Origin of the sequence: Paenibacillus sp. ACRRX, from assembly GCF_022346885.1 — a bacterium.
Lineage (GTDB): Bacteria > Bacillota > Bacilli > Paenibacillales > Paenibacillaceae > Paenibacillus_B.
Map to the genome: position 1 here is coordinate 356,581 of NZ_JAKRNK010000002.1, position 25,304 is coordinate 381,884.

At 43.5% G+C, this 25,304-nt stretch carries 19 protein-coding genes; 4 read left to right on the plus strand and 15 right to left on the minus strand.

Features of this window, described 5'->3' with window-relative positions; translation table 11 throughout:
* Positions 1 to 108 precede the first annotated feature (108 nt).
* Positions 109 to 3,546, minus strand: coding sequence for a methionine synthase (gene metH / locus MH117_RS07065; RefSeq protein ID WP_239327977.1), 3,438 nt, complete (start codon positions 3,544 to 3,546; stop codon positions 109 to 111).
* A 175-nt stretch (positions 3,547 to 3,721) separates the two neighbouring features.
* Here metH and MH117_RS07070 point away from each other — a divergent pair, with 175 nt between their 5' ends.
* Entirely contained in the window at positions 3,722 to 4,264 is a 543-nt protein-coding gene (locus MH117_RS07070; protein ID WP_239327978.1) for a 1,2-dihydroxy-3-keto-5-methylthiopentene dioxygenase, read from the plus strand.
* 152 nt (positions 4,265 to 4,416) lie between these two features.
* Here MH117_RS07070 and MH117_RS07075 read toward each other — a convergent pair whose 3' ends face one another.
* From MH117_RS07075 to MH117_RS07095, 5 genes are all read right to left on the minus strand, one after another.
* The gene (locus MH117_RS07075; RefSeq protein WP_239327979.1) at positions 4,417 to 4,845 is read right to left on the minus strand and encodes a FixH family protein; all 429 of its coding nucleotides are present in this window, start codon (positions 4,843 to 4,845) and stop codon (positions 4,417 to 4,419) included.
* A 278-nt stretch (positions 4,846 to 5,123) separates the two neighbouring features.
* On the minus strand, positions 5,124 to 5,936 hold the full coding sequence (locus tag MH117_RS07080) for an HAD family hydrolase (RefSeq protein ID WP_239327980.1): 813 nt from the start codon (positions 5,934 to 5,936) through the stop codon (positions 5,124 to 5,126).
* 20 nt (positions 5,937 to 5,956) lie between these two features.
* Positions 5,957 to 6,475: a methyltransferase gene (locus MH117_RS07085; protein ID WP_239327981.1), complete on the minus strand. Its 519-nt coding sequence runs from the start codon at positions 6,473 to 6,475 to the stop codon at positions 5,957 to 5,959.
* A gap of 237 nt (positions 6,476 to 6,712) precedes the next feature.
* On the minus strand, positions 6,713 to 6,922 hold the full coding sequence (locus tag MH117_RS07090; RefSeq protein WP_239327982.1) for a DUF896 domain-containing protein: 210 nt from the start codon (positions 6,920 to 6,922) through the stop codon (positions 6,713 to 6,715).
* 125 nt (positions 6,923 to 7,047) lie between these two features.
* On the minus strand, positions 7,048 to 7,431 hold the full coding sequence (locus tag MH117_RS07095) for a LysM peptidoglycan-binding domain-containing protein (protein ID WP_239327983.1): 384 nt from the start codon (positions 7,429 to 7,431) through the stop codon (positions 7,048 to 7,050).
* A 193-nt stretch (positions 7,432 to 7,624) separates the two neighbouring features.
* Here MH117_RS07095 and lexA point away from each other — a divergent pair, with 193 nt between their 5' ends.
* Positions 7,625 to 8,254: a transcriptional repressor LexA gene (gene lexA, locus MH117_RS07100; RefSeq protein ID WP_239327984.1), complete on the plus strand. Its 630-nt coding sequence runs from the start codon at positions 7,625 to 7,627 to the stop codon at positions 8,252 to 8,254.
* A 179-nt stretch (positions 8,255 to 8,433) separates the two neighbouring features.
* On the opposite strand, the gene MH117_RS07105 is transcribed toward lexA, so the two are convergent.
* The 4 genes from MH117_RS07105 to MH117_RS07120 all read right to left on the minus strand — a co-directional run bounded on the left by MH117_RS07105 (position 8,434) and on the right by MH117_RS07120 (position 15,546).
* Entirely contained in the window at positions 8,434 to 9,186 is a 753-nt protein-coding gene (locus MH117_RS07105; protein ID WP_239327985.1) for a YhcN/YlaJ family sporulation lipoprotein, read from the minus strand.
* Between the two features lie 311 nt (positions 9,187 to 9,497).
* Positions 9,498 to 10,802: an MFS transporter gene (locus MH117_RS07110; protein ID WP_239327986.1), complete on the minus strand. Its 1,305-nt coding sequence runs from the start codon at positions 10,800 to 10,802 to the stop codon at positions 9,498 to 9,500.
* 37 nt (positions 10,803 to 10,839) lie between these two features.
* The gene (gene lanKC, locus MH117_RS07115) at positions 10,840 to 13,542 is read right to left on the minus strand and encodes a class III lanthionine synthetase LanKC (RefSeq protein ID WP_239327987.1); all 2,703 of its coding nucleotides are present in this window, start codon (positions 13,540 to 13,542) and stop codon (positions 10,840 to 10,842) included.
* A gap of 1,125 nt (positions 13,543 to 14,667) precedes the next feature.
* Positions 14,668 to 15,546 carry a LysR family transcriptional regulator gene (locus MH117_RS07120; RefSeq protein WP_239328674.1) on the minus strand — a complete coding sequence of 293 codons (879 nt, stop codon included), beginning with the start codon at positions 15,544 to 15,546 and terminating at the stop codon, positions 14,668 to 14,670.
* A 111-nt stretch (positions 15,547 to 15,657) separates the two neighbouring features.
* On the opposite strand from MH117_RS07120, the gene MH117_RS07125 reads away from it, so the two are divergent.
* Positions 15,658 to 16,938, plus strand: a complete 1,281-nt coding sequence (locus MH117_RS07125; protein ID WP_239327988.1) for an adenylosuccinate synthase — start codon at positions 15,658 to 15,660, stop codon at positions 16,936 to 16,938.
* A 115-nt stretch (positions 16,939 to 17,053) separates the two neighbouring features.
* Here the strand turns inward: MH117_RS07125 and MH117_RS07130 are convergent, their stop codons facing one another.
* From MH117_RS07130 to MH117_RS07150, 5 genes are all read right to left on the minus strand, one after another.
* A complete protein-coding gene (locus tag MH117_RS07130) occupies positions 17,054 to 18,043 on the minus strand; it encodes an inorganic phosphate transporter (protein ID WP_239327989.1) in 990 nt (329 codons plus the stop codon).
* Between the two features lie 259 nt (positions 18,044 to 18,302).
* Complete coding sequence (locus MH117_RS07135) at positions 18,303 to 18,746, minus strand: MarR family winged helix-turn-helix transcriptional regulator (protein WP_239327990.1); 444 nt, start codon at positions 18,744 to 18,746, stop codon at positions 18,303 to 18,305.
* Positions 18,747 to 19,044: 298 nt separating this feature from the next.
* On the minus strand, positions 19,045 to 20,334 hold the full coding sequence (locus MH117_RS07140) for an alpha-L-fucosidase (RefSeq protein ID WP_239327991.1): 1,290 nt from the start codon (positions 20,332 to 20,334) through the stop codon (positions 19,045 to 19,047).
* 312 nt (positions 20,335 to 20,646) lie between these two features.
* Positions 20,647 to 21,483 carry a YitT family protein gene (locus MH117_RS07145; protein WP_239327992.1) on the minus strand — a complete coding sequence of 279 codons (837 nt, stop codon included), beginning with the start codon at positions 21,481 to 21,483 and terminating at the stop codon, positions 20,647 to 20,649.
* A gap of 308 nt (positions 21,484 to 21,791) precedes the next feature.
* On the minus strand, positions 21,792 to 24,452 hold the full coding sequence (locus MH117_RS07150) for a phosphoenolpyruvate synthase (protein ID WP_239327993.1): 2,661 nt from the start codon (positions 24,450 to 24,452) through the stop codon (positions 21,792 to 21,794).
* A gap of 214 nt (positions 24,453 to 24,666) precedes the next feature.
* Between MH117_RS07150 and MH117_RS07155 the strand changes: the two genes are divergently transcribed.
* Positions 24,667 to 25,299 (plus strand): TetR/AcrR family transcriptional regulator, encoded by a 633-nt coding sequence (locus tag MH117_RS07155; protein ID WP_239327994.1) that lies wholly within the window; start codon positions 24,667 to 24,669, stop codon positions 25,297 to 25,299.
* The last annotated feature ends 5 nt before the right edge of the window (positions 25,300 to 25,304 follow it).

Here is a 25,304-nt window from a genome sequence, read left to right on the forward strand (position 1 = left end):
TTAATATTTAACGTAGTTATATCAAGAAACATGTTATATGTTATGGTATTGCCGAAAAGCCCCTGCATCTAGTCCTAGATACAGAGGCTTTATTATCCCTACATTTCCCTATGCTTTATCCACGTTAAAGTATTGTGCTTGTGGATGTGCAAACACCATCGCGCTTACAGACGCCTCCGGTTCCATCATGCAGCCCTCTGTTAGTATAACACCAATATCCTCTGGCTGCATTAAGCGAAACAGCGGCTCCTGGTCCTCCAAATTCGGACACGCAGGATAACCAAACGATACTCGAATCCCTTGATATCGTGCACCAAACCGTTCCTTCATCGTCATATCCTCACGGTCTGGATAACCCCAAGTCTCACGCATCATATGATGGATACGTTCGGCCAAGCCTTCAGCCATCTCAAGGGCCAGCGATTGCAGCGCATGCGAGCGCAAATACTGCCCTTCCTGCTTCATTACTTCAGCATGATCGCGTATTCCTCTTCCGGCTGTCACAACCATAAAACCTACGTAATCCATTACGCCGCTTTCCTTGGAGCGAAGGAAGTCGGACAGACACAAGTACGGCTCCACTTGTTGACGTGGGAATGTAAATGTATGCAGCACCTCTGACACATTGTCCGGGTTATAAACGAGAATGGAATCGCCTTCGGATTGAGCTGGGAAAAAGCGATACATGGCATTAGCCTGAAGCCAGCCTTTCTGCGAGCCTTCACGGAACAATTGATCAATCGTTTCCTTTAGATCAAGTGCCTTTGGATCTCTTGCCGCGAATAGCTGATCAACATTCCCTTTTAAGCCAAGATGGTGACCGAGCAGCATCTGCATATTGACATAAGGAATGATCTGCGGAGTAGGTATGTCCCGCAGCACATGGCGATCCAAGTCAGGTGGGATGTATACATCTGCCTCCTTGATGTTGGAACGCACCGCTCTTGTCAGCTTAGGCAGCGATTGCTGTTGTTCGCCTTCCCTTGCCAATCGTTCCTTATGGGAGCGCAGCTCTTCTACAAGCACTCGACGTTCATTTGAGTTCATAATCTTATTCGCCAAGTCTAACCCGTCCATGGCATCCTTCGCATATAACACAAGTCCGTCATATTCCGGACTAATCCGATTCTTTGTAAACTTTCGAGTTAATGCTGCGCCACCGACCATAATAGGCACATCAATACCTGCTGTGCGCATGTCTTGAGCTGTAATGACCATCTGCTGCGCTGATTTCACAAGCAAGCCCGACAACCCGATTGCGTCTGGTTTCTCGCGGCGATAAGCTTCGATTAGATCCTGGGGAGGAACTTTTATGCCTAAATTAACGATCTGGTAGCCATTATTGGCAAGTATGATCTCTACCAAGTTCTTACCGATATCGTGTACATCACCTTTTACAGTAGCCAACAAAATTTTCCCTTTAACAGCGGATTCGTTCTTTTCCATATAAGGTTCAAGGAAAGCAACAGATGCTTTCATCACTTCAGCACTCTGGAGAACTTCAGCCACGATCAGTTCATTGTTGTTAAACAATCGACCGACTTCCTCCATCCCCGCCATCAACGGGCCGTTGATGATTTCGAGCGATGTATATTTGTCGAGCGCCAAAGTGAGGTCTGGAATTAGTCCTTCTTTTGTTCCTTCTACAATATAGGCGCCTAGCCGCTCTTCCAAAGGTAAATTGCTAGTTTTCTCTTTCTTCTCCACCTTGCGGTCCCGGAATGCTGCTACAAAGGTAGCAAGTGTCTCATCATTAGTATCATAAAGCAGCGCTTCAGATAACTTCCGTTCATGTTCAGGGATAGAGGCATAACGTTCCAGCTTTTCCGTGTTCACGATTGCATAGTCAAGTCCTGCCTTTGTACACTCATATAAGAACACAGAGTTCAGCACTTCTCGCCCAGCCTCAGGCAGCCCGAACGAGATGTTGCTGACACCAAGTATCGTCTGACAGTTCGGCAAAGCTTCTTTGATCAGGCGTATTCCTTCTATCGTCTCTTTGGCTGAGCCGATATATTGCTCATCGCCTGTCCCTACCGGGAACACGAGCGGATCAAAAATAATATCCTTCGCTTGGATACCAAATTGATGAACTAAAATATCAAAGGAACGCTTGGCAACTTCTAATTTGTCTGCTCTAGTAATCGCCTGACCGCGCTCATCAATCGTACCCACAACAAGCGCCCCTCCATAACGATGGACGAGTGGAACAACCTGTTCGAACTTCTCCAAGCCGTCTTCGAGATTAACTGAATTGATGATCGCTTTGCCTTGTGTATATTTTAATGCCAATTCAAGTGCCTTCGAATCTGTCGTATCAATGACAAGCGGCACTTTGACCTTCTTCACAACTTCTTGTAAAAATAATTTCAAATCTTCAGCTTCGTCTCGGTCTGGATCCTGCAAGCAGACGTCAATGACATGTGCACCGTTCTTGACTTGAGCGCGTGCTACTTCTGCCGCTTCCTCTATTTTACCCTCAGCAATTAACCGCTTAAACTTTCTTGATCCAAGTACATTCGTACGTTCACCAACCATGTAAGGTCGGCCTTCATTTTCGATATATACGGTCTCAATTCCAGATACAGCAGGTGGATGCTCGCCAAACTGACGTCTAGGCTCATATCGAGCAAGTGTCTCCGCAAGTACACGGATATGTTCAGGTGTCGTACCACAACACCCTCCAGCAATGTTCAACCAGCCCTGCTCTGCAAATGCAGCTATTTTGCGTGCTAATGATTCCGGTGATTCATGATAGTGTCCATTCTCATCGGGCAAGCCTGCATTTGGATAGCAGCTAACCGCTGCGTTGGCGATTCCAGCCAACGTTCTGAGGTGATCTCTCATAAATTCCGGACCTGTTGCACAGTTCAAGCCGATTGAAATCGGCTGCAGATGTTCTAACGATACATAGAAAGATTCAATATTTTGCCCAGCAAGTGTCGTTCCCATCGGTTCAATCGTGCCGGATATCATAATGGGGAGTATTTTCCCCCTTGTTTCCATTGCACGTTGGATACCAATTGAGCCTGCCTTCACGTTAAGCGTGTCCTGTGATGTCTCTAGCAAAAGGGCATCTACGCCACCGTCTATTAATGCAAGTGCCTGCTCGTAATAACTCTCAACCAATTCGTCAAACGTGACCCCACCTGTTACCGATAGCGTCTTGGTTGTAGGTCCCATAGCCCCTGCTACATAGCGCGGATGGTCTGCCGTTGTATACTTATTAGCAGATTCAACGGCAAGTCTAGCTGCTTCCAAGTTTAACTCTACTGCACGGTCTTGCAGATCATATTCAGCAAGAACAACACTAGTAGAACCGAACGTATTGGTTTCAATAATGTCGGCACCTGCCGCAAAATATTGATCATGGATGCTGGAAATGACATCCGGACGAGTTAATACAAGCATTTCATTACAGCCGTCCAAATGCTCCCCGCCAAAGTCTTCCGGCGTGAGATCAGCTTGCTGTATCATAGTACCCATGGCACCATCTAAAATGAGAATGCGGTCTTGAAGACGCGCTTGTAATGCCGGTTTATTCATTCCTCAGCCCACCCTCTATGTCTGCTCTGTCTAAAAACGTTAGAACTAAGTTTAACAGAACTCTTACCAATAGGAAAGATGGGGATTAACATGAATGAAAATGTTTCTTGCCCAATCATTTCCTCTGTACTATAATACGAATAAAGTAATCATATTGGAGAAGTGAGGGATTCACATGGCACAGATTCGAATTCGCAACACGGACGAATTAATCACCGGAGAAGAGAACATTCAAGCCTTTCTGGAGGCACAGGGCGTACTATACGAACATTGGGATGCTGGCAAGCTTGCACCGGCATTAAGAGATAAATTTGCTTTATCAGATGATGAGAAGCAACAGATTCTGGAAACGTTTGATGTTGAGATTCGTGATCTGGCGCAACGTCGTGGTTACTTGACGTGGGACTTGATCTCACTATCAGACGCTACACCAAATATCGAAGAATTATTGAAAAAATTCGAGCAGGTCCACACGCATACGGAAGACGAGGTACGTGCGATTACAGCTGGCGAAGGATACTTTGTTATTAAAGGTTCCGACGATGTTGGTTATATGGATGTGCTAGTTGAGCAAGGCGACGTTATCTCTGTACCAGAAAACATTCCTCATTTCTTTACATTATCGGAAAGACGTGAAATTGTCGCTGTCCGCCTATTCATTGAGACAGAGGGCTGGATTGCACATCCTTTCGAAGACCCTGCATTTATTAAAGCTTAATAAGCTTAGCTTACGATCCCGACAGGCTGCTCCTGTCGGGATATTTTCACCCTGCTGCGCCTTACCACTCTTGCGTGTATTAACATATTTTGAATACAAAAAGAACAGCCTCTTATGCTTAGAGCCTGTCCCCCTTATTTCATCTTCCTACCTTAATTCTTAACTTCAAACGATTTCTTTGGCATCGAATGCATTCCATTCGCCGAGACATGAGAGATGATCGTATACTTACCTGGCTGATCAAATGTTTGTTCTAATTCATAGTTACCATCCGCTTTAACACTGACTTCCCTCTTCTGATGCTCTGCACCTTCCAGCCACCATTCGAATTCAACTTTTTCAGCGTCATTGATCGGTTGTTCCTTTAACGTAACATGTGCTGTAAATACAGCTGGCTCATTGACCTTTATATTTTCGGGAATTTTTAGTTCAACGGCAATCAACTCCATCTGACCACCAGTTGCTTGGGTCTCCATCTCCATACTGTGCCCTTCATGACTTGAGTTGGTCCCTTTGTCATTCGAGCACCCCGTTATAAGCGCTAATACCAGCATGGCTGATAAGGCTGTTTTCTTCCACATCGCAAGTTCACTCCTTATGTATACTTGTCACACTGTGTTTGTTTACATTATATCCATGATATACCTTTTCGTTATGGCCCGATAGGGCTATATCATCACTTTAACTGTGAACTAATTATGACAATTATCACATACAACATAACATAAGTAATAGGTTTACTTCTAACTCCTCCTACGAAAAAGAACCTGCACATGTGCAGGCTCCCTCTTAAATGATGATCCATTTAGTTTAGTTGTTACATAATTGCTGCAAATCAAGCTCACGTTAATGATCGTCCTTATACAGCAGCTTGCTGATTGTTAATTATGCGGATAATTTCGGATATTTGTTGTAAACTGTTGATTTCAAACTCCGGATGTACAACTCCTGATAGCTCTTGATTAGTTCGGTTAACCCAAGCGTTATGCATGCCGACATTAATAGAACCTTGTATGTCAGTGGTCAATTTATCCCCTATCATCAATCCTTCATGTGGCTCAATGCCAAGTAAAGACATTGCATGTTCAAACAAACTAATGGCTGGCTTGCCCTCTGCAAAATTGCCAGATATCACAATATGGTCAAAGTACTCAAGGATACCCGGCACGCCATCAAGCTTCTCCTGTTGAAGGCATGGAGCTCCGTTCGTAAGGAGCAACAACGGGTATTGTGCCTTTAGCTGTGCCAATACTTCAAATGTTTCTGCATATACATAAGGTCTCTGCCGGCGTTCTTTCATAAATAAATCAGCGCAGACTCTTCCTAGACCCTCATCTTCTATGCCAAGCGCACGAAGTCCATGCGTCCACGCTTCAACGCGATACTGCGGAACAACATGCTCCAACCTGCGAAACTCTTCATGCTCCCCGCCTGTGAAATGAGCCCACAAAGCTTCAAATGGGTTAATGCCAATCAGCTTCGTAAACTCAAACGTATCATATGATGCATATAACGTGCGAGCTGCTTCACGTACTTCTTGTTGCAGGGCGTCGGGATTAACTCCCGACACCGTTTGAGCATACTTGCATGTTTCTGAAAATGCTTCCTCTACACTGCGGTCATCCCATAATAACGTATCGTCCAGATCAAACAATACTGCTCTGATCGTCATCCCTTTCCCCCCGCTTCCACTTACTTCGACAGTTGCTCAAGCTCAATCTGATGTTGATTTGCAAACTTAGTTAAACGCGCACCCATTAGCTCTGTATCGTAACGATTCATCACGCGAGAGAATACCCAATTAGTACCGCGCTTTGATTGCTGAACAACAACATATCCAGGTTGAATCGTAATCTTCTTGATATCCTTAGCGTACAATACACGTACTCGATTCCATTTGGTAGTCATAATGTTGTCTCGACCAACCTTCAGGAACGGCCGCTTTGCAAACAACACCAAGCCAAGTCCGATATACGCAATTACAGTCACCCAATACATCAATGTAGATTGTTCCTTGCTCCAGAACATACTTCCGATGACAGCATACATCAGTGCTAAAATAATGAGAACAGATGGCAGAATAAAGTTTCTCCCCCTATACTCGTCATATTGCTCTTGCCCAGCTTGAATAACCGGCTTGCCGTCCTTCTGCAGCTTCTTGTTCAATACTGAACTATTCTTGCGTACTTTACGTTCCCAACTGCGTGACATTACAATAACTACCTCCTAGATATAGGTGTAAACGGCTATATACATCAAGCAAAGATCGAAAAAAAATTCACATAGCATGATAGATTGCGACCGTTTGCTGGATAGTACAGCACTTGTTCATTGTAAACAGATGATCGCCTAAATCTAATCACGCTCATGCCACAGCCAATCTTGCTCGAAAATGTGCAAGAAGCGAACCACTATAGTAGTGTTCGCATCTCACATGATCTATTTAATTTAGTGAACCGTACCTGAAGACGGACCTTGTTGCTCTTCGTCTTCCGCCCACCGAATAGTGTCCAAATTATTACGTACTTGCTTCCTGAATAAGGCTAAATACTGTTCACGCAACTGGGCACGTTCTGCTACTTCCTCTTGAGTCAGACCAACCGTCTTATGCTTGCGTGCCAGCTCATTAATACGCGCTATCATCATATCGATGTTCATATTCTACCTCCATGTTGTACTGGCGTTAACCTTTACTTTGACATGGTGGAAGATCGTTGTCAAGCTTGATGGTATGACAGCCTATAACAATAACAGCTCGAGTATGAACGTGAGCTCTAGCTTCTCTATGGTGAAGAAAAAAGAGGAACCTCGATCACATCACCTGCTTGGATTAGCCCGCCATTCAAGTCGTTGTTCTTCATAATGATATAAACGTAATCTCGGATGTCCATGTCAGCGGACAGATGTTCCTTTGCAATGGCCCACAGTGTATCTCCCGGTTGGATGATAACACGGATAGAAGTCTTGGCAGGTATCCCCCTCTCACTATCATTATCATTATCATTAGAGGAAATAGCTTGAACAATGGTACCAAATGCAATAAACAGTCCAATAATTACGGTTATCGCCAAAGTAAATCTCTTGATACGCAACTTGCGAGCTGACTTTCCGTTATATGTAGGTCTAGTTGATTGAGTGTAAATTGAACGATATGTAGTATACATCATGGTAATTCCCCTCCAAACGTGCGTTCTCTTATTTAAGCAAAAATTTAGCACGAACACACGTTTGAGTCAACACTTTTCTTAGAACATTCGTTCCCTTTTTTTAGTTATCGCTATCCCTTAGAACTTATGTTTGTACGAACGGAGGTTCTGTGATATAATCTTTGCAAAAGTGTACTCATTGGAGTTGATTCTATTGTCGAAAATTTCAAGCCGTCAACAAGCGATTCTTGAATTTATACGTACTGAAGTTCGATTGAAAGGTTATCCCCCTTCTGTCCGAGAGATTGGTGAAGCAGTAGGCTTAGCTTCCAGTTCCACTGTTCACGGGCATTTAGATCGTCTAGAGAAGAAGGGCTTTATTCGGCGTGACCCAACCAAGCCTAGAGCGATAGAACTGTTAAGCCATGATCAATCTGAGCGCGGCAGCGAGTTCAGTCACACTGTTGTACGTGTGCCGATCGTTGGTAAAGTAACCGCTGGCGAGCCAATCACAGCAACAGAGAATATTGAAGATTATTTCCCATTGCCGTTCCATATGGCAGGCGACGATGATAACGTCTTTATGTTGTCGGTTCATGGGGAAAGTATGATTGAAGCCGGCATACATAATGGAGACTTCGTTATCGTTCGTCAGCAGCAGACTGCGAATAATGGCGATATTGTGGTTGCTATGACAGAAGAGAACGAAGCTACGGTGAAGACATTTTATAAAGAGAAAGATCATATCCGTCTTCAACCAGAGAACTCGGCCATGGAGCCCATTCGTTTGACGCATGTCACTATTCTTGGCAAAGTTGTTGGCTTGTTCCGCGACTTTCATTAATAATAAGCACTTGCCTATCATGCATTCAGGTTCAAGTTAGCAGACACTTCCTTTTTAAGCTTCTTGCTTAATACGAAGTGTCTTTTTTTACGTGCTGCACATCAAAAAAGCTCACCTCATACAACTGGAGGACGAGCTTCTCGTTATTTATGGCACAGAGCACAGTCTAACAGTTCAAGCTACTGATTTCTAGGCAGCATGCGGGTACGTTTATCATCAAGCCTATCCAGCGGGAATACATAATTCGCTAAATTTTGAAATTCCACATTCAGGCCGCTTAATTGGTGACCTTGTTTGACGTACTGCGTGTACTGATTTAAACGTTCGATCAAGCTTGAATCAGTAGAAACGAACACTTCTTGACAGTTCGGTTCCATTTGTTTTACTTCATTTTTAATCTGGGAGATCAATTGATTACTTAATATTTGGGATTGCATCCCGGTATTGGACGTTCGTGCATGATAAGAACCCATACGTTCAGTATCCATATAATCCGTCTTCATGCGGCTGTTACGACTGCCTTGTTTATTAGTTATGGATGCCCTTAATTTCAAGGCAACGCCAACGTAAGCATTTCGATCCGTTACCAGTACTTTTGCGGACTGAATCTCATGTATGCCTTCTAATCGTTTAGCAATCTTATCGTTCATAACCATCTTTTTAAAAGAATGTTTGGAGCCATTGTTAGTGGTGACATAATTTCGATCTATCGGATTAGCCGTTTGTGTATGGTTAACGTTATAAGTATAGTACCGTCGTTCCAACTGTTTAGCGCTGATATTGGATGATTTGTTTGATTTGGGATGAATTGCTGTCTGTGTCTGTGGATGTGACGTTTTTGCTTCCATATTATTATTTGAACCACAACCTGTCATTCCAATCACAAGCACGCTGCTGGCTATGACACTCCATACAACAACCCTCATATTCATAAATGCGCACTCCTATCTGACTAAAATTCAATTCGACTTGTTGTAGCATGCGCATTTAACATCATCTTATACGGTGGTGCAGCAATCACCACAACACTAATTTCTAGTTCATTTACATTATGCAGCAACTCAACACCTTGCTGGCATGTACTGATGGTACAAAAATCACACTGCTTTACATTTGATGACGTTGGAGTGCTGACAAGACAAGCAAAAGAGCCGCAAACGATTGCTACGACTCTTTTCTGAGATCACCCTATTGGAACACTGAATGTACTTATCAGGAGGAAGAAACTAAGCGCTTTAGGCAATCACTGTGAGGAAGTTATACCCGTTTGCGCAACCAGATCCTTCTTTGTGTGCGACTCATAAATGGTGTGCAGGCGAAGCGTCCTTATTTCCTTTTTAACTCCTATAAAGGAAGCACAGCACAAAAACCAAATCCCCCCTACAATATAGAGTGGTGCTGCTCCAAAGAAATCTGCTGCATATCCCCCTATTAAACTGCTTATAGGGATAGCAATCACCGCAAGACTGGATGAGATTCCCCAAGCTCTACCTCGATATTCTTGGGAGATCACTAATTGGATCGCTGTTCCCATCGCAATATTAGTCATCGTCATGCCAAGCATACGAATGGTAAACAGTAACAATGTAAGCGGAAGCCAGGAAGACATCGCAATACCTAGTACAGACAAGCCAACAATACATAAACCTATGATCATGACACGTCCAGCACCAATTTTGCGTTCCAGAGAGCCAGCGAATAACCCGGCCAGAATTGCTCCAACAACGGCAGCTGCCTCAATGCTGCCCAATGCCGCTGCTCCAGCATGAAGCTGTTGATCAACCAATCCTGGCAGCAGAGGCCCCATAAATGAAGCTACATTAATGAGCATGCCTAACATAATAATCGTTTTTAATACAGGGATTTTAGTTACTTCCTGCCAACCATTCCTCATCTCGCGCAAGAAGGAAGACTTTTTAACTGGATCTTTATCCGACTTTGTGTTTGCCGGCAATTGGAGGGGGAGAATAAATAGTGCCGCCGCCAGAAAAGAGCATGCATTAACTATAATCGCTGATAATACTCCGTAAAAGGAAATGAAAATACCTGCAACACTACTACCTACGATATAAAATACACGAGATAAGATGGAATAAGTGCCAGTAGCGTCTGCGAGCAATTGAGGTCCTACCACATCAGGTATAACTGAACTTTGTGCAGGCGTCATAAATGTCGTGATACCATTGAGGAGAAATACAAAACAAAGTGTTACAATGACGGGAGGATTATCCCACTTCCAGACAACAACAGCCAATAACCCAATAATTGAACTTGCCAAAATATTTGTTGTTACCATAATCAATTTACGATTGTAACGATCAGCTACAGTACCTGCTACAAATCCCATCAACAGACGATTGACATGCCAGACGACTTGTACAAGTGAAGATTGAAGCATGGATTGACTATGCGAATAGACAGCCCAAACAATCGCAATGTTAAAAAATATATCTCCAACTAAGGAAATAATCCCGCCGCTCCACAGCATCATCAACGTACGATTCCTGAACAACTGCGAATAAGTAGATAGATTAAATGAAGGCTTCATACGATCATCACTCTTCCTTGGCACTCTATATGATGCATTACACCATAACGCTGGAATCCTTACATAGATGAGTTTTGCTGTCAGGCTCCAAGAGATAATCAAGTGTAAAGTTAAAATTGTTCAACTTCTGCTCGCTGTGTGCCAGACGATGCAAAAATAATGCCACGCCTGCTGAGCCGGTTGCATAATCTGTTGATATTTTCATTAGTTGTTCACCTGGGAACGCAATGCCGTTAGGTCGCTCCAATCGGTACAGCATCACACCACTTGCAGCTCGATGCGCTGCTTCAAGATAGTGCTCATCATTTGTAAATTGGTACATATCTATAAGCAAGTTGCCTAAGCCAGACAGCCCTTTGAATAAGCAAGGGAAATTGGTGTACTTTTTGCACGTATCTTTCGCAAGCCTTGTTAAAACATGATAGTATGGGGACTTTGCAGTATGTGCCCAGTATCGAACCAGCACACTGGCCACGCCTGCTGAACCGTCCTGCCAATAATGCGATAACACATGGTCTGGGGCATCCACCTTGCCGCGTGGAACACTTAAATGACCTTCCTCGATTTCCCCTAAATGTCCAAGCTCAAATGCAAGCGCTTGTTCACCTGCCTTCAAATAGCTGGAGTCATTCGTCGCAATGCTCAAGTACAACAAATACAACGCGACACCGCTTGATCCATTCGCGAGACCGTACCAAGCTTCACCTTCAGCATCCAGCCAATAACTCCCCTCCTGTGCATCCTGCTTGGAAGCAAGAATATAATCACCTACCCGTATAGCTTGCTGCAACCAATGATCGTCTTTTGTTGCACGGTAAAAGTGTAAACAAGCCATGCCATATCCTGAAGCTCCTGTAAATAAATTCGCTGATTGCCATAACATTGGGTGCTCCTGAATGTTGTGCATCAGACGTTCGGCCGGTTCTCGCAAACCTGCATCTAACAGTACCCATGCTATTCCAGAGGTTCCTGTAAATAGCCCTGGCGGAATATGTTCGATTGACATCGTACGTGCCAACATCCAAGACAACACCGGCTTAGGCACTTCGCCCGTAATAATGCGCAGCGAATGGGCAACCCCGGCTGCACCATGCGCAATACTAAGCGGATTCAGTTGGAATAGTATGGGATCTCCTGGAAATAGACGGTCCGTCCGATAATAATCTGCGTTATGCATGACGTATCTGACCATGCCATCGATTGTGTCTAGTAATTGTTCCTCCGTTATTCGTACGAGTGGTTGCTCCGGAACGATTTCAATTTGCAAGTTCTTCAAGCATTCCACGATGTTCTGAGCGGTTGGACGCGTTGAAGGATCAGGATGTATACAAGACCGTATTAAATGCTGCATACCCGTCGGCATACCCAGATCCATCGCAAACGCTTCTAAAAATGTATCTTTTTTTGAGGGATCAAGTTCATAAATACTATTTACAGGCAGCAGCAGCGCCAGCATAATGGCTCCTAATGAATAGATATCATCCTCGAACCTTGGTGCCTGGTTCACATCTCGCGTAGAATAGCCAGGCGTAAAAATTGAACTGTAGCGATCCGTTCCATTACGAAAACCTGATTCCATGTCAATGAGCGTTACGCACCCTTCTTCTACATCACGCAGTATAACATTAGTGATAGATAGGTCACAGCAAACCAGATTGTGCTCATGGCATTTCGCAACACAAAGAGCGAGTGACATCCATATCTTTTTTAAGGTGCATAAATAATGGTGTTTCATTTCGTCACTTGGGTCACCATACATAAGCGGTGTGTGTGTCACAAAGAAGCGGTTAAGTGGTATGCCAGTAATGAACTCTTCCACCAGAAAGGTATGCTCCCAATCCTGGAACAGATCAAGGGGTTGTGGGGCCACTTTCGCTTCAGAGAGGAGCCTCAAAATATCATATTCTTTTCGGAGACGATATACAGCATCGTGTCCTTGTTCATCCACTTGTGTGTATGGTCTCGCTTCCTTCACAATGACTTCCTGATTGGTCGTCATATCTGTCGCGATGTACACACCACCATGCATGGAGAAGCTTAATGCACTATCAATACGGTAACGTCCATCCTTTAGATAAGGGGAATCACTGCTGTCTTCATTGTCGGGGAAAGGATCATCCACCCATGGCGGTGGAGTGAAATACGGCATGCGCATATCGGGGTGGTAATCTCCCTCTGGTGACACTAAGTAGTGCCGTCGGTCCCCCATCGGCGTTAATAACGAGAATCCATCAAACCCTCCGTACCGATAATAGACCGTACTGGAATCTTTGTACCTGCGGTCCGTTAATATGTAAGGTCCTTTGTATAGTTGCAAGGCTTGTCTCAACTGTTCGATGATTGAGGTAAATATATCTTCATTTTTTGGGTATATAGTAATAAACTTTCCTCCGGCCTCACGTCGCCACATCTTTCCCCCTGACAATCGAGCTAACCTTGTATCTCGTAAAAATTTAAAAGGTATGCCCTCTGCAAACAACATATCTGCAACTACCTGCAGTACTTCACAGCAATGTTGGGGAATTGAAGAGATATGGATTTTCCATCCCTGACGCGGCTGCTTATATCCGAATGGTGTTACATAGCACCATACATTAGATTGGCGGGTTACCCATTCTGACGGCAGCATGGGGTGAATGACCGCCATAAGTTCATGCGTTGGGATGTATCTATCAAAAGATTCATAATATTCACTTTTAATTACTCGGTTTAATTGATACCTCAGAAATTCCTGCTTCATAGGATCAACATGCCTCCTTTATTCCAAATACACACGACTACAATTAAGTAGAAGGACAGTGTGAATCACACTGTCCTTCGCTCATCCATTTACAATTAGCAGCTTTGAGAATCACAAGAAGAAATGCTGATTGCCTCTTGATCCAAGTCAGACCACTTGCTTGCCGTTTGCAGCTTTTGAAGATTGAGAATTCTACCCATCTGGATAACCTCCCTTCAAATATAAATGGATAATTATTTCATATATGTATTTTCTTGTTTGTAATGCTATAATATACATCTTTTTTTCGAATGTCAAGTAGATTTAGAATATTAATTTAAAACAAATTTTCTCTATTTTGATAACCAGAGATCATGTAAATGGACATGGTTATATTTCTCTGACAAAGGAATAATTGTTATTACCATTCCAAGGGGTATATTTTGTAAGCGCATTCAATTCAAATGTAGACATAATGAAATAAACCTACTCAAATCCAGTAAAAATCTGAGGCGCTTTCATAGCTAAAAAAAAGTATGGCCTATTCAGAAAACAAGGGGCAATTGCTGAACATTTTTCTAATAAACGATTAGGAGAGGTTACTACTGTTAATGAATGTAGAGTTCATGCAACATAAACAGAAGTTATGCATCATTTGAATATAATGTAGTCTGGAGGTATGAGAAGTGAGTAATGAAGGAGAGCACATAGAAAGACGATATTGAGAAAGCAGATCATGTGGATTCAATTCAAATGGAGATCACTATTCCAAAATTCAAGTTAATGGATGAATACGATAGGAGTAAGCAGCTCACAGCCAAGCAGTTGGGAAGGATGTTCTACATTCGAATGGTGTGTAATGCACGGAGGAAAGTCTGGGTGACCTCATTAAGGAGACGAGCGCGATGAGCGTGGTTCCACCTGACAATCAATAGAATAACAGGTAATGACGTCATCATATTAATATAACTAATATAATATAGATGCTAAGCTAAATCGTCAATAGCTGAATTGTATTCAATCCAGCTACCTACTCGACCACTACAACAGATATATGCAGTTAATAGTAATTCCTGTCCGCATACATAAGATCACACTTCTAAATAAAGTTATCATTTACTTACTACTATCATGATGTATCACCCCCTAAGGTAGCAGTTCTAAGAACCGGGCAGAAGCAGCAGAAAGCGGTACTCCACGCAGTGTCGCAATACCTATTTGACGCTCAGGTATAGGAGGAACTAGAGGAATCTCAACTAAATCTCCAGAAAAAAGTTCGTTCTCCACGTAGTTACGTATCACAAAAGCGAGTCCAAAGCCGCTGCGCGCAAACTGTACAAGCAAATCGATGCTGCCCAATTCGAATTCAGGTTGAAGGGTTACACCAAGTTTGGAAGCATACGCATCAATAAAATGCCTGGTACTGCCTCCTAATTCCAGCATCAATAGTGGATAATTATGAATATGTTGAAGCGGCAAAGCTACACCTTGGTTGTCTGCGTAACGTCTGCCCCCCACAAGACAATCTTGTAATATGGAGCTTGTACGGAAATCCACTTTGTGGTCTTCCACCGGCAAATTAACGATGCCAAAATCGATTTTCCCTTCTTTCAACAGCGAAAGTGTCTCCGGCGTTGTACGGTTAGTGACTCGAATCCGAATGTCGGGGTACTGCTCATGATACTGCTCCAAATACGGCAGTAAATAATGTTTGCATAACGTATCACTTGCTCCGATATTTATTTCTCCTGTTTGGAGCTGGTGCATCTCACCAATTTTTTTCTCGCCAGCCGCCATAAAGCTGAACGCTTGCTCTACATATTTGAACAACACCTCCCCTTCAGTTGTTAACTTTACTCCCCTAGATGTGCGAACAAACAATTGCCCTCCAAGCTTCATCTCCAATTGCTTCAAGGTGTGACTTACCGCAGGCTGCGAAATGTGCAGCCGCTCGGCTGCTCTCGTTAAGCTGCTCGTGCAAGCGGTCCAATAAAAGACACGATACCATTCCATATTAATCTCCATCACTCATTATCACTCCTTATGATAGATATAACTAATATCAATTTTATTTATGAATATGACTTCATTATAATAAGGGATGTAGCATAATCACAAGCTCGGGAGGCGGAGAAATTGACAGTTACAGCAATAGTGGGTGCAAACTGGGGCGATGAAGGCAAAGGAAAGATGACGGATGTTCTTGCTACAGCGTCAAGTTATGTCGTACGTTATCAAGGCGGCAGTAATGCGGGACATACCATCATTAACGACTTTGGAAAGTTCTCATTGCATATGTTGCCATCGGGTGTATTTTACTCCAATGTGACCAATATAATTGGCCCAGGCACAGCGCTAGACGTTAATGTATTGCTGCAAGAGCGAGCAGCATTAATAACAAGAGGCGTGCCAGAACCAAAACTTGTTATATCTGATCGTGCGCAGATTGTCCTGCCTGTGCATCGCCTGTTTGATGAACTGGAGGAGCTGCGTCTAGGTGCTCAGGGTTTTGGTTCAACCAAGCGAGGCATCGCTCCATTCTACGCAGATAAATATGCCAAGCTGGGCATCCAGGTTGCTGATTTATATGATAAAGTGCGACTTCGCAGCCGTCTTGAACAATCACTAGCATCTAAAAATGTATTGTTGGAGCATTTATATCAGCACAAGCCTGTACAACTTGAGCAGATGCTGACGGAGCTTCTAGAGCAAGCAGAGCTGCTGAAGCCATTTGTTGGCGATACGACTGCTATGCTGCATGAAGCTTATGCCAATGGTGAAGATATCTTACTGGAAGGACAGCTTGGTGCACTTCGCGATCCTGATCACGGGATCTATCCTTACTCGACCTCTTCCTCAACGCTTGCGGGATTCGCTCCTGTAGGAGCAGGACTTCCTCCCTATGCGATAACAAGGGTCATGGCCGTTGTCAAAGCATATTCGAGCTGCGTCGGTGCCGGACCTTTTGTTACCGAATTGCATGGAGCTGAGGCAGAACAATTACGGCGACTTGGTGGCGATGCGGGCGAATACGGTGCAACTACAGGCAGACCGCGCCGTGTCGGTTGGTTGGATACAGTCGCGACTCGTTATGGATGCAAGCTTCAAGGTGCAACCGAAGTTGCGTTAACGAATCTGGATGTACTTGGTTATCTGGATGAAATTCCGGTGTGTATCGGCTACAAGCTGAGCGATACAAGCGTAATCAGTCATTTTCCTGCAACAGCCCAACTGGAAGCTGCAACTCCTGTCCTGCAACATCTACCAGGTTGGAAATGTAATATATCACATGTGAGATCATTTGCAGATCTTCCAGTGGAAGCCCAACAGTACGTCCATTTTGTAGAGGCTGCAATTGGAGTAAAAGTTGCAACCATATCAGTTGGCCCACGGAGAGAACAAATTATTACCTGCTAAAATCAATAACACAAATGATAAATCACAATTCAATCATAAATGTTAACGAAGCATATCCTCATTAAAAAAGGGTTGAATGAATCGCCACAACTGGCGAGCCATTCGACCCTTTCTCTTAGAACAATATCTTATATAATATGCCAGCTAGCAAGGCAGTTATCGGAATCGTAATAAACCATGTAACAACGATTCGTCCAGCAAGTGACCATTTGACTGAAGAGAAACGCTTGGCAGAGCCGACACCAAGAATAGCAGAAGTGATAACATGTGTCGTACTGACCGGCAGATGGAGCATCGTTGCCGTAAAGATTACACTGGCTCCAGTAATATCGGCTGCAAATCCATTAATCGGTTCGATCTTGAATATTTTGGAGCCCATCGTCTTAATGATCTTCCAACCGCCAACGGATGAACCTAATGCAATTGCTGTGGCGGCAGACAACTTCACCCAAAGCGGCACAGCCAATGTATCCTGTGTGCCTGCTGAGACGAGGGCAAACGTAATAATGCCCATCGCTTTCTGCGCATCATTTGTGCCATGCGTAAAGGCTTGAAGTGCAGCCGTAAAAATTTGCATGGTACGAAATCCTCTATTGACGGAATGCGGATTACGGCTGGCAAATATCCATTTGAGCAGCTTCATAATGATGTACCCAATTGCAAACCCAATCAGCGGTGAGAAGATGAGCGCCTTTACAATATCGATAAAACCATTCCACTTTACCATGCTAGAGCCAGCTCCAACAAAAACTGCCCCTGTCAGCGCCCCAATTAAGGCGTGAGACGAGGAAGAGGGAATGCCAAACCACCAGGTCACCAAATTCCATATTATCGCGGCAATAAGTGTGGCGATAACAATCTGAATACCATTATCCAACTCGGCGGGGTTAGCAACGCTTCCCCCTATCGTTTCAGCTACCCCTGTGAATAAGATAGCACCGATAAAATTCATTACAGCGGCAAGGATAATCGCAGCCTTTGGTGTTAACGCCCTTGTTGAAACGGAAGTGGCGATCGCATTAGCTGTATCGTGAAATCCATTTATAAAGTCAAAAGAAAGTGCCAGTACAATAACTAATCCCAATATCCAGAAGTTAATATCCATGTCCGAGCCCCTAATTCATATGTAGAATGTATGTAATATTCAGACATGCAACTTACGTCTTCATCTTATTCATTCTCTTTTTGCAGCTCATATATTCGCCTATCTTGTCCATATACTCAGCTCCCTCATGCTGTTGATCCTGAAAATCCTTACCTAATTATATCACTTTGTGAAACGAAGCACTAAAGTGATCGATAACCCTTACAAAACCGTGCCAAAGCTTTACTACACACGACTTTTTTAAGCATACCTGCAAGGGTTATAGATTGTTTAACCGCCAATCCTTCATCGTATCCGTATATCGACACAATAGGTCAGCAAACTGCTTGATATCGCCTTCATCCCATTGCTCCAATATTCTTTCTAATCCATATGCACTCTTATCCAAAAACTTCAACAGCTCCTCTTCCCCTGTCAAGGAGATACTAATCATACTGGATCGCAGATCAGCAGGATCTGACGTCACCGAAATATGACCGGATTGCTTTAAAGCTTGAATACGTCTAGTAATGGAAGAAGGGTTAAAATGAAGCTCGTTGGCAATATCAGACGGTCGTATTCTACCTCGATTCTTGACCATCATCAATATTTCAAACGTAATGCGATCCACTTCAGTTCGCAGCTCCTGCGCTTTCTTGAACTCTTGAACGAGACGAATGGTTCCGAGCGCGAGCTTGCGTAACTCGTCGTGTGAAGATGACATATGAACCCTCCGATAAATTATATAGTTAAATATAATTTATTTGTTTGCTCAAAGCAAATAAATAATTTTACATCTTCTCAACATTAACAAACATATACAATATGCTGCCCACTATCTCCCACAGCCGCTAGTTCAGTACAGCCAGAGCCGCACGATATCAGCATCATATTTGTGTCGTTTCATTTTAAGGACAAAAATAAAAACAACGGGGACGTTCCCACGTTGTTTTTATGAGTTATCGATATCTCAAAATAGATAATTAAACTACCTGAACCTAGCATTCAAATGGTTCTTCCCCTTAATTATGGGTAACTACAGCACCAGAACCTCCGTACATATCAAGCTCACCTTCAAGTTCCAATTTAAGCACAGTGACCTGCTCATGTGTATCCTCTGGGGTCATATGAATCCATGTCGTTCCTGGAATGTTAAACCAAGGCACACCACCATGTATATCATGTGTTAGCTCTTTACCTGAATGCAGAACGGTAATTTTATTAATCTTATTAGAAAGACCTTTTAAACAAATATTTTCCTTAGGAGCATCATATACGAACAAGTATAAAGATCGTTTGTCCTCCGATACCGTACTGCCGCCAAGGTAGTAACGTGTATGGATACCTTCAGTTGTACCAAACACAGCTTCCTCATGCGTACGAATCCAGTCACCCAAGCCAAGCAAAATATCTTCCTGCCGCTTATCAATGGTTCCATCTTCCAATGGTCCAATATCAAGCAGCATGTTACCTCCCATGGTGATACAATCACAGAACATACGAATAATCTGATGAAGTGATTTATAATGGTCATCTTTCGGCTGATATCCCCAAGAACTATTAATCGTCGTACAGAACTCCCAAGGCCCTTCTGGCCGAGTTATCGGTATCCCTTGTTCCGGCGTTTTATAATCACCATGTCCTTGCAGACGGGAGTTTATAATAATGTTTGGGTTAAATGATTGCAAATACTGCTTGAACTCCGGCAAATTCCATTGTTCTGCGCTTCTTTCCCAATCACCGTCAAACCAGAGAAGATCCACCTGGCCATAATTCGTTAACAATTCGCGCAGCTGGTTATTATTAAATTCAAGGAACCGCTTCCATTTCTCTTCATCTTGAACACCGTCGATTGGGCTAGAGAATCGATTAACCGAACTCAGATCCTCTGGTACTTTGCCACCTTCAAATACGCTTGGATAATCCGGATGGGACCAGTCAATTAAGGAATAGTACATCCCAAGCCTGATTCCCTTCTTGGTGATGGCATCTGCATACTCTTTTATGAGGTCACGCTGCACAGGCGTCTGCTTCACAACATTAAGATCGCTGTACAACGTATCCCATAACGCTACTCCATCATGATGCTTTGTTGTAAGCACCGCATACTTAGCACCTGACTGCTCGATCAAGTCAGCCCACTTGTCCGCATCGAACTTGCTGGCAGTAAAGCCGCCTAGTTGCTTCATGTACTCCTCGTGGGAAACGCGTCCGTTGTAAAACGACCAGGATTCAGCTATGCCGTCAACTGCATAAATCCCATAATGAATAAAAATGCCAAGCTTGGCTTGTTCGAACCACTTTTGTACCAAGGTCATACTCCTCCTTTGAGTGGGTAGTCCTCCGTATTATCTCACACTTTGTCTTCAAATGGTTTATATATTTATAAATTGTGCATTTGTGCATTTACTACTTTGGTTAGCCCTTAATCCAGACCTGCCCTTTGTCCTTGTTGCAAAAAAAGAGGCTATTTCCAACATCTCAATTGGAAATACAGCCTCTTGTTTAGCCCCTATCTTGTTATCAATACAAATATTCACGACCGTATGATCAAATATTCTGCATATTAAGAATAGCGCATGTCCATTCATCAACTTCAATATCCAGTGGGCCACTGTAATATACTACTTCGTAATATCAATAAACCCCTCACCAAACACATCGCGTACATCGTGGATCGTAATGAAGGCATCCTTGTCGGTTGATCTGACGATCTTCTTTAATGCAGATACTTCCTGCTTGCTGATGACTATATATAAAATTTCTTTTGGATCTTTGGTGTAATAGCCATGCCCTGAATATACGGTAACCCCGCGATCCATCTGTACATTCACTTGCTCAGCTATTTTGTCAGGTTCCGTCGAAATAATCGTCACGGCTTTCTTTGGATTGACCCCTTCAATAATAAAGTCCATCACTTTTGTGCCGACGTACAGCATCGCTATCGTTAACATCAGACTTTCAGCACCAATGATAAAATAAGAAGAGAATGCTACTATCAAATCAAAAAATAAAAGACCGTAACTAATATTCCAATCCAAATATTTGTTTGTAATTCGAGCCAAGATCGTTGTCCCAGCTGTCGTGCCTCCTACTCGAATAATCATGCCAATGCCCACACCTGCAAAGACGCCGCCAAATATAGCGTTGATCATCAGCTCATCTGAAGGAATATGCCAATTTTTCGTCAAATGTAAAAACAAGGAGTTAAAAAGGACAGCTATAATCGTATAAACCGTTGTAGTCTTATCTAAGAATTTATAGCCTACAATCAATAAAATAGCGTTTAGGATGAGGTTAACTAGGCCCGGCGACCAGCTAAATAAGTAATAAAGGATAATCGTTATGCCGGTAACTCCACCTTCACCAAATTGATTGGGGATAACAAAAAGATTAACAGCTAATGCAAAAATAAAAGCGCCTGCCATAATGATTAGTATATCTTTAATTGTCTTCTTCATGAAATGCCCACCCTTTATAAGACAGCAAATTTGCGTTATTAATGTTCTCCGTAACAAACACAAATATTAGTCCGTTTTGACACACAATTCATGAATTATATCCAAGCTAAAAACGTTAGTCAATACGGGAAAATACGATATTAGCTATATGCAATCATGAAAATATGCGTATTTCTTCAGATATATACATGTTTGCACCCTTTTTGCCATGTTTTTGTATTGTTCTCGCTTAAAATGTATATTTCACACTGTTTTGGAGCACAAAAACGTCGATAAGAGGGTCTACTCCTATCGACGTCCGTATTGTACTACACTCGTTGCTGAGCTTCCTGTAGCACCATTACATGCCCTTGGGTCCCATCCAATCGAATCCAATCGCCATCTTGGATGCGTGTTGTTGCACGTTCAATACCAACAACAGCAGGGATGCCATACTCACGGGCAACGACCGCGCCGTGTGTCATCACACCGCCGATTTCAGTAATAAGTCCCTTCGCCTGCAAAAATAGTGGTGTCCAACCCGGATCTGTATACGGCGCTATTAATATCTCGCCCGCTTTAAGAGCAGCCGTGCTTGGGTCCAATATGATTCTTGCTTTTCCCTCAACGACGCCAGGCGAAACTGGTGTTCCAATTAATGAACCTACTGGCGCATCTCCACTATCCATTCTGCCTTCAATGATTTCACCTTCACTTGTCATAACACGAGGTGGATGCAATCTTCGATAGTGCCTGTAACTCTCTTTGCGAGTCATGATCAGCGACTGAATGTCTTGCTGCATTGAACCCGATATGACCTCCTTCATTTCAGGCAGGGTCAGATAAAAAATATCATCTCTTTGCTGAAGAATACCTTGTGTGATGAAGCTATCGGCAAGATCAAGCAAAGCCCGCTTATAGTGCCAAAAATGACGGACCAGCACGAACTTATGATGCTCTCTTAAACCCATAAAACTGCGATATACCGTAATAAGTCTGGAAATGATACGTTCCTTAAAAAGTCCATCTTCCCTGCTGCGAACTTGTGATAAAATATGTGCAGCCGCCCTGTCAGCCGCAAGTTCTCCTTGCTGGAAACGTTCACGGTGCTCCCCTTGTTTAACGCTGTCCATATGTCCTACAATTGATGAGATCAGCATGTATGGACGTTCCGACCAGCGTATTCTCGCGATGTCGATCTCACCAGGACAGCGCGGTCCATATCGTACGAGCCACCGCTCGAAGGCTGCCTTAAATTCCGTTCCCCCGTCAACAGCCGCTAGACCTTCCATAAATCCAGGTTCTGGAGCATGTCTTAAATAGTCAGCCAGTTCTGGGTATGCCCGGGCAATATCAGCCAAATCACCTAATTCAAGTCCCATTTCACCTGTGACATTATAAGGCAAGGATTTATTAAGCGTAATTAACTCTCCACTATCAAATTCCCACCATTTTGCAAGCAGTTCAAGCAGCTGCTGTGCGACGACCGCTGCCATCATATAATGAAAGTCTTTACTCATAAAATTTTGGAATACAAACTCGCAATTTTGCTGAATATACGTTATTTTGTTGGCTCCCTGACTTGCTTGTAATTGTTGACGGCACAGTTCCAAGCTATCCTGCGCATTCCCTTCCACCTCTGCATATGCAACTTTTCCGTCTCCATCAAATAAATCCTTTAATACCTGTGTAGCAAGGATGGGAATCAGCTCTGCCATTTGATCTTGATGTGGTGACGGCGCTTCTTGTGCAGGTATACGATCCATAAGTTGTTTAGCTGCGTTACCGATCAGAGCATCCATCTTCCCAAGAATCTGCAGCATTATTTTTCCGCCTAAGCCAGACTGCAGCGTATGTGTCATATCCATAAATAATCTGCCGCCTGCTTCTAGAAATGAATCTACGCGGTTGTCATCCGAAGAGCCTCGTTCCATTGGTATTTTCCACAGCGAAATAGCTGCTGGTGACATCACATCTGTCATCATTTGCAAATGGCCAAACGAGCAAAAAACGCGCAGTCTATCATCCCCCACAATGGGTATTGGGAACAGGGAAGTAATCGGTCGAGCCTGTACGATAAAAAATTGTCCTTCTGACAAGCACCATTCGATGTCTTGCGCCGATCCATAATGGTGTTGAATTTGCTCGCCTAATTGGGCCAGAACTACAATCTGTTCATCTGACAGTGCCTGTACCATCTGCTTGTGATCAGGCAATCTTTCAATGACTGTACCTCCATTGTCACGGGGAAGCACCGTCGTCTGTTTACGCGAGACTTGTTTCTTCACAATTGCACCGTGTCGTACCTGGTACAAGTCAGGTGTCACAAGTCCCGCGACAAGAGCCTCTCCCAACCCAAAACTCGCATCGATTGAAATCGTGCCGCGATGTCCTGTAACGGGATCAGCCGTGAACATAACCCCTGCCACTTCAGGTATGATCATACGCTGGATAATGACAGCTATACGAACTGCACGATGATCAAAGCCATTTCTTATTCGGTACGCAATCGCTCGCTCGGTGAACAATGATGACCAGCACTGTCGTATAGCTTCAAATAGCTGCTGCTCGCCCTTCACATTAAGCAGCGTATCTTGCTGCCCCGCAAAAGAGGCAGTAGGCAGATCCTCAGCCGTCGCACTGGAACGAACGGCATATACGCCATGTTCCCCCATCTGATACCAAGCGTCCAAAATAGCTGTCATCAGGTCACTCGGGATAGATAAACCTAAGATATGCTGCTGCATATCTTGGCTGACGCGTCGAATCGCAGCTGCATCCTGAACCTGTAAGCGGTCAAGCTCAGTGTAGAAACAAGACATTCGATCCGATTGCTCGATAACTGAGTCATACGCCGAAGTAGGGACACAAAATCCGGGAGGAACAGAAAACTTTGCTTGTATTAGTTCTCCTAAATTAGAACCTTTTCCACCCACGAATGGCAAATGGGTTCGATTTACTTGCTCCAAATGCAGGATATGAATCGCCAACAGCTTCAACTCCTTCATAAAGATAGGTTTTAATCCCCACTAATGCTAGTTCATGCATGTATTGTTGCTATTCATCCAATTGGATGTTTATAATTCTACCAAGAGTTGTTAGTTGTTCAATGCGCAGGTTTCTCTCTTCTGTTCATTACCGTACAAAGGAAGCCGATTTGTTGATTATTTGTAAATTATTTTTCGAACAAGAAGGTGATTAGGAATGCCCAATAAGTCCAACACGGCGGATCGACGGGTCAAAAGAACAAAAAGAAAAATAAGACGCGCACTAATCGAATTGTTAAACGAGAAAGATTTCGGGGCCGTCACGGTGCAGGATATTGCCGAGCGAGCTGATATTAACAGGGGAACCTTTTATTTGCATTATCAAGATAAGTATGACTTATTTGAGCGAATGGGAGATGATATGCTGGAAGAACTATCTAAATCCATTGGCCCAACGGATAATGAGAAGCGGAACACCTCCCACACTTATCCAGAACAGCAGGTAATCCGATTATTTACCCATTTTCATCTTCATCGTGCTTTTTACAAAACGATGTTCAGCCACGATGCAAGAACGTACTTTCACAAGCGTTTTCTGGAAATGCTGTACCAGCAATTCAGCCAAGCCTTTGAGACGTTAAAGCTGATGCCCTGCACTGTAAACGGTATGAACAAAGATATTGTGAGCCACTATGTACTATTTGCCCATCTAGGTGTATTAGTCAGTTGGTTGGAGCAGGATACACCTCATACCCCTGAATATATGGCCAAGCAATTGGAATCCATCTACGATTATGCCTACCCATTTACGCGACCTAGCGATGTACATCTGAATCGTCGAGATCGATAATACTC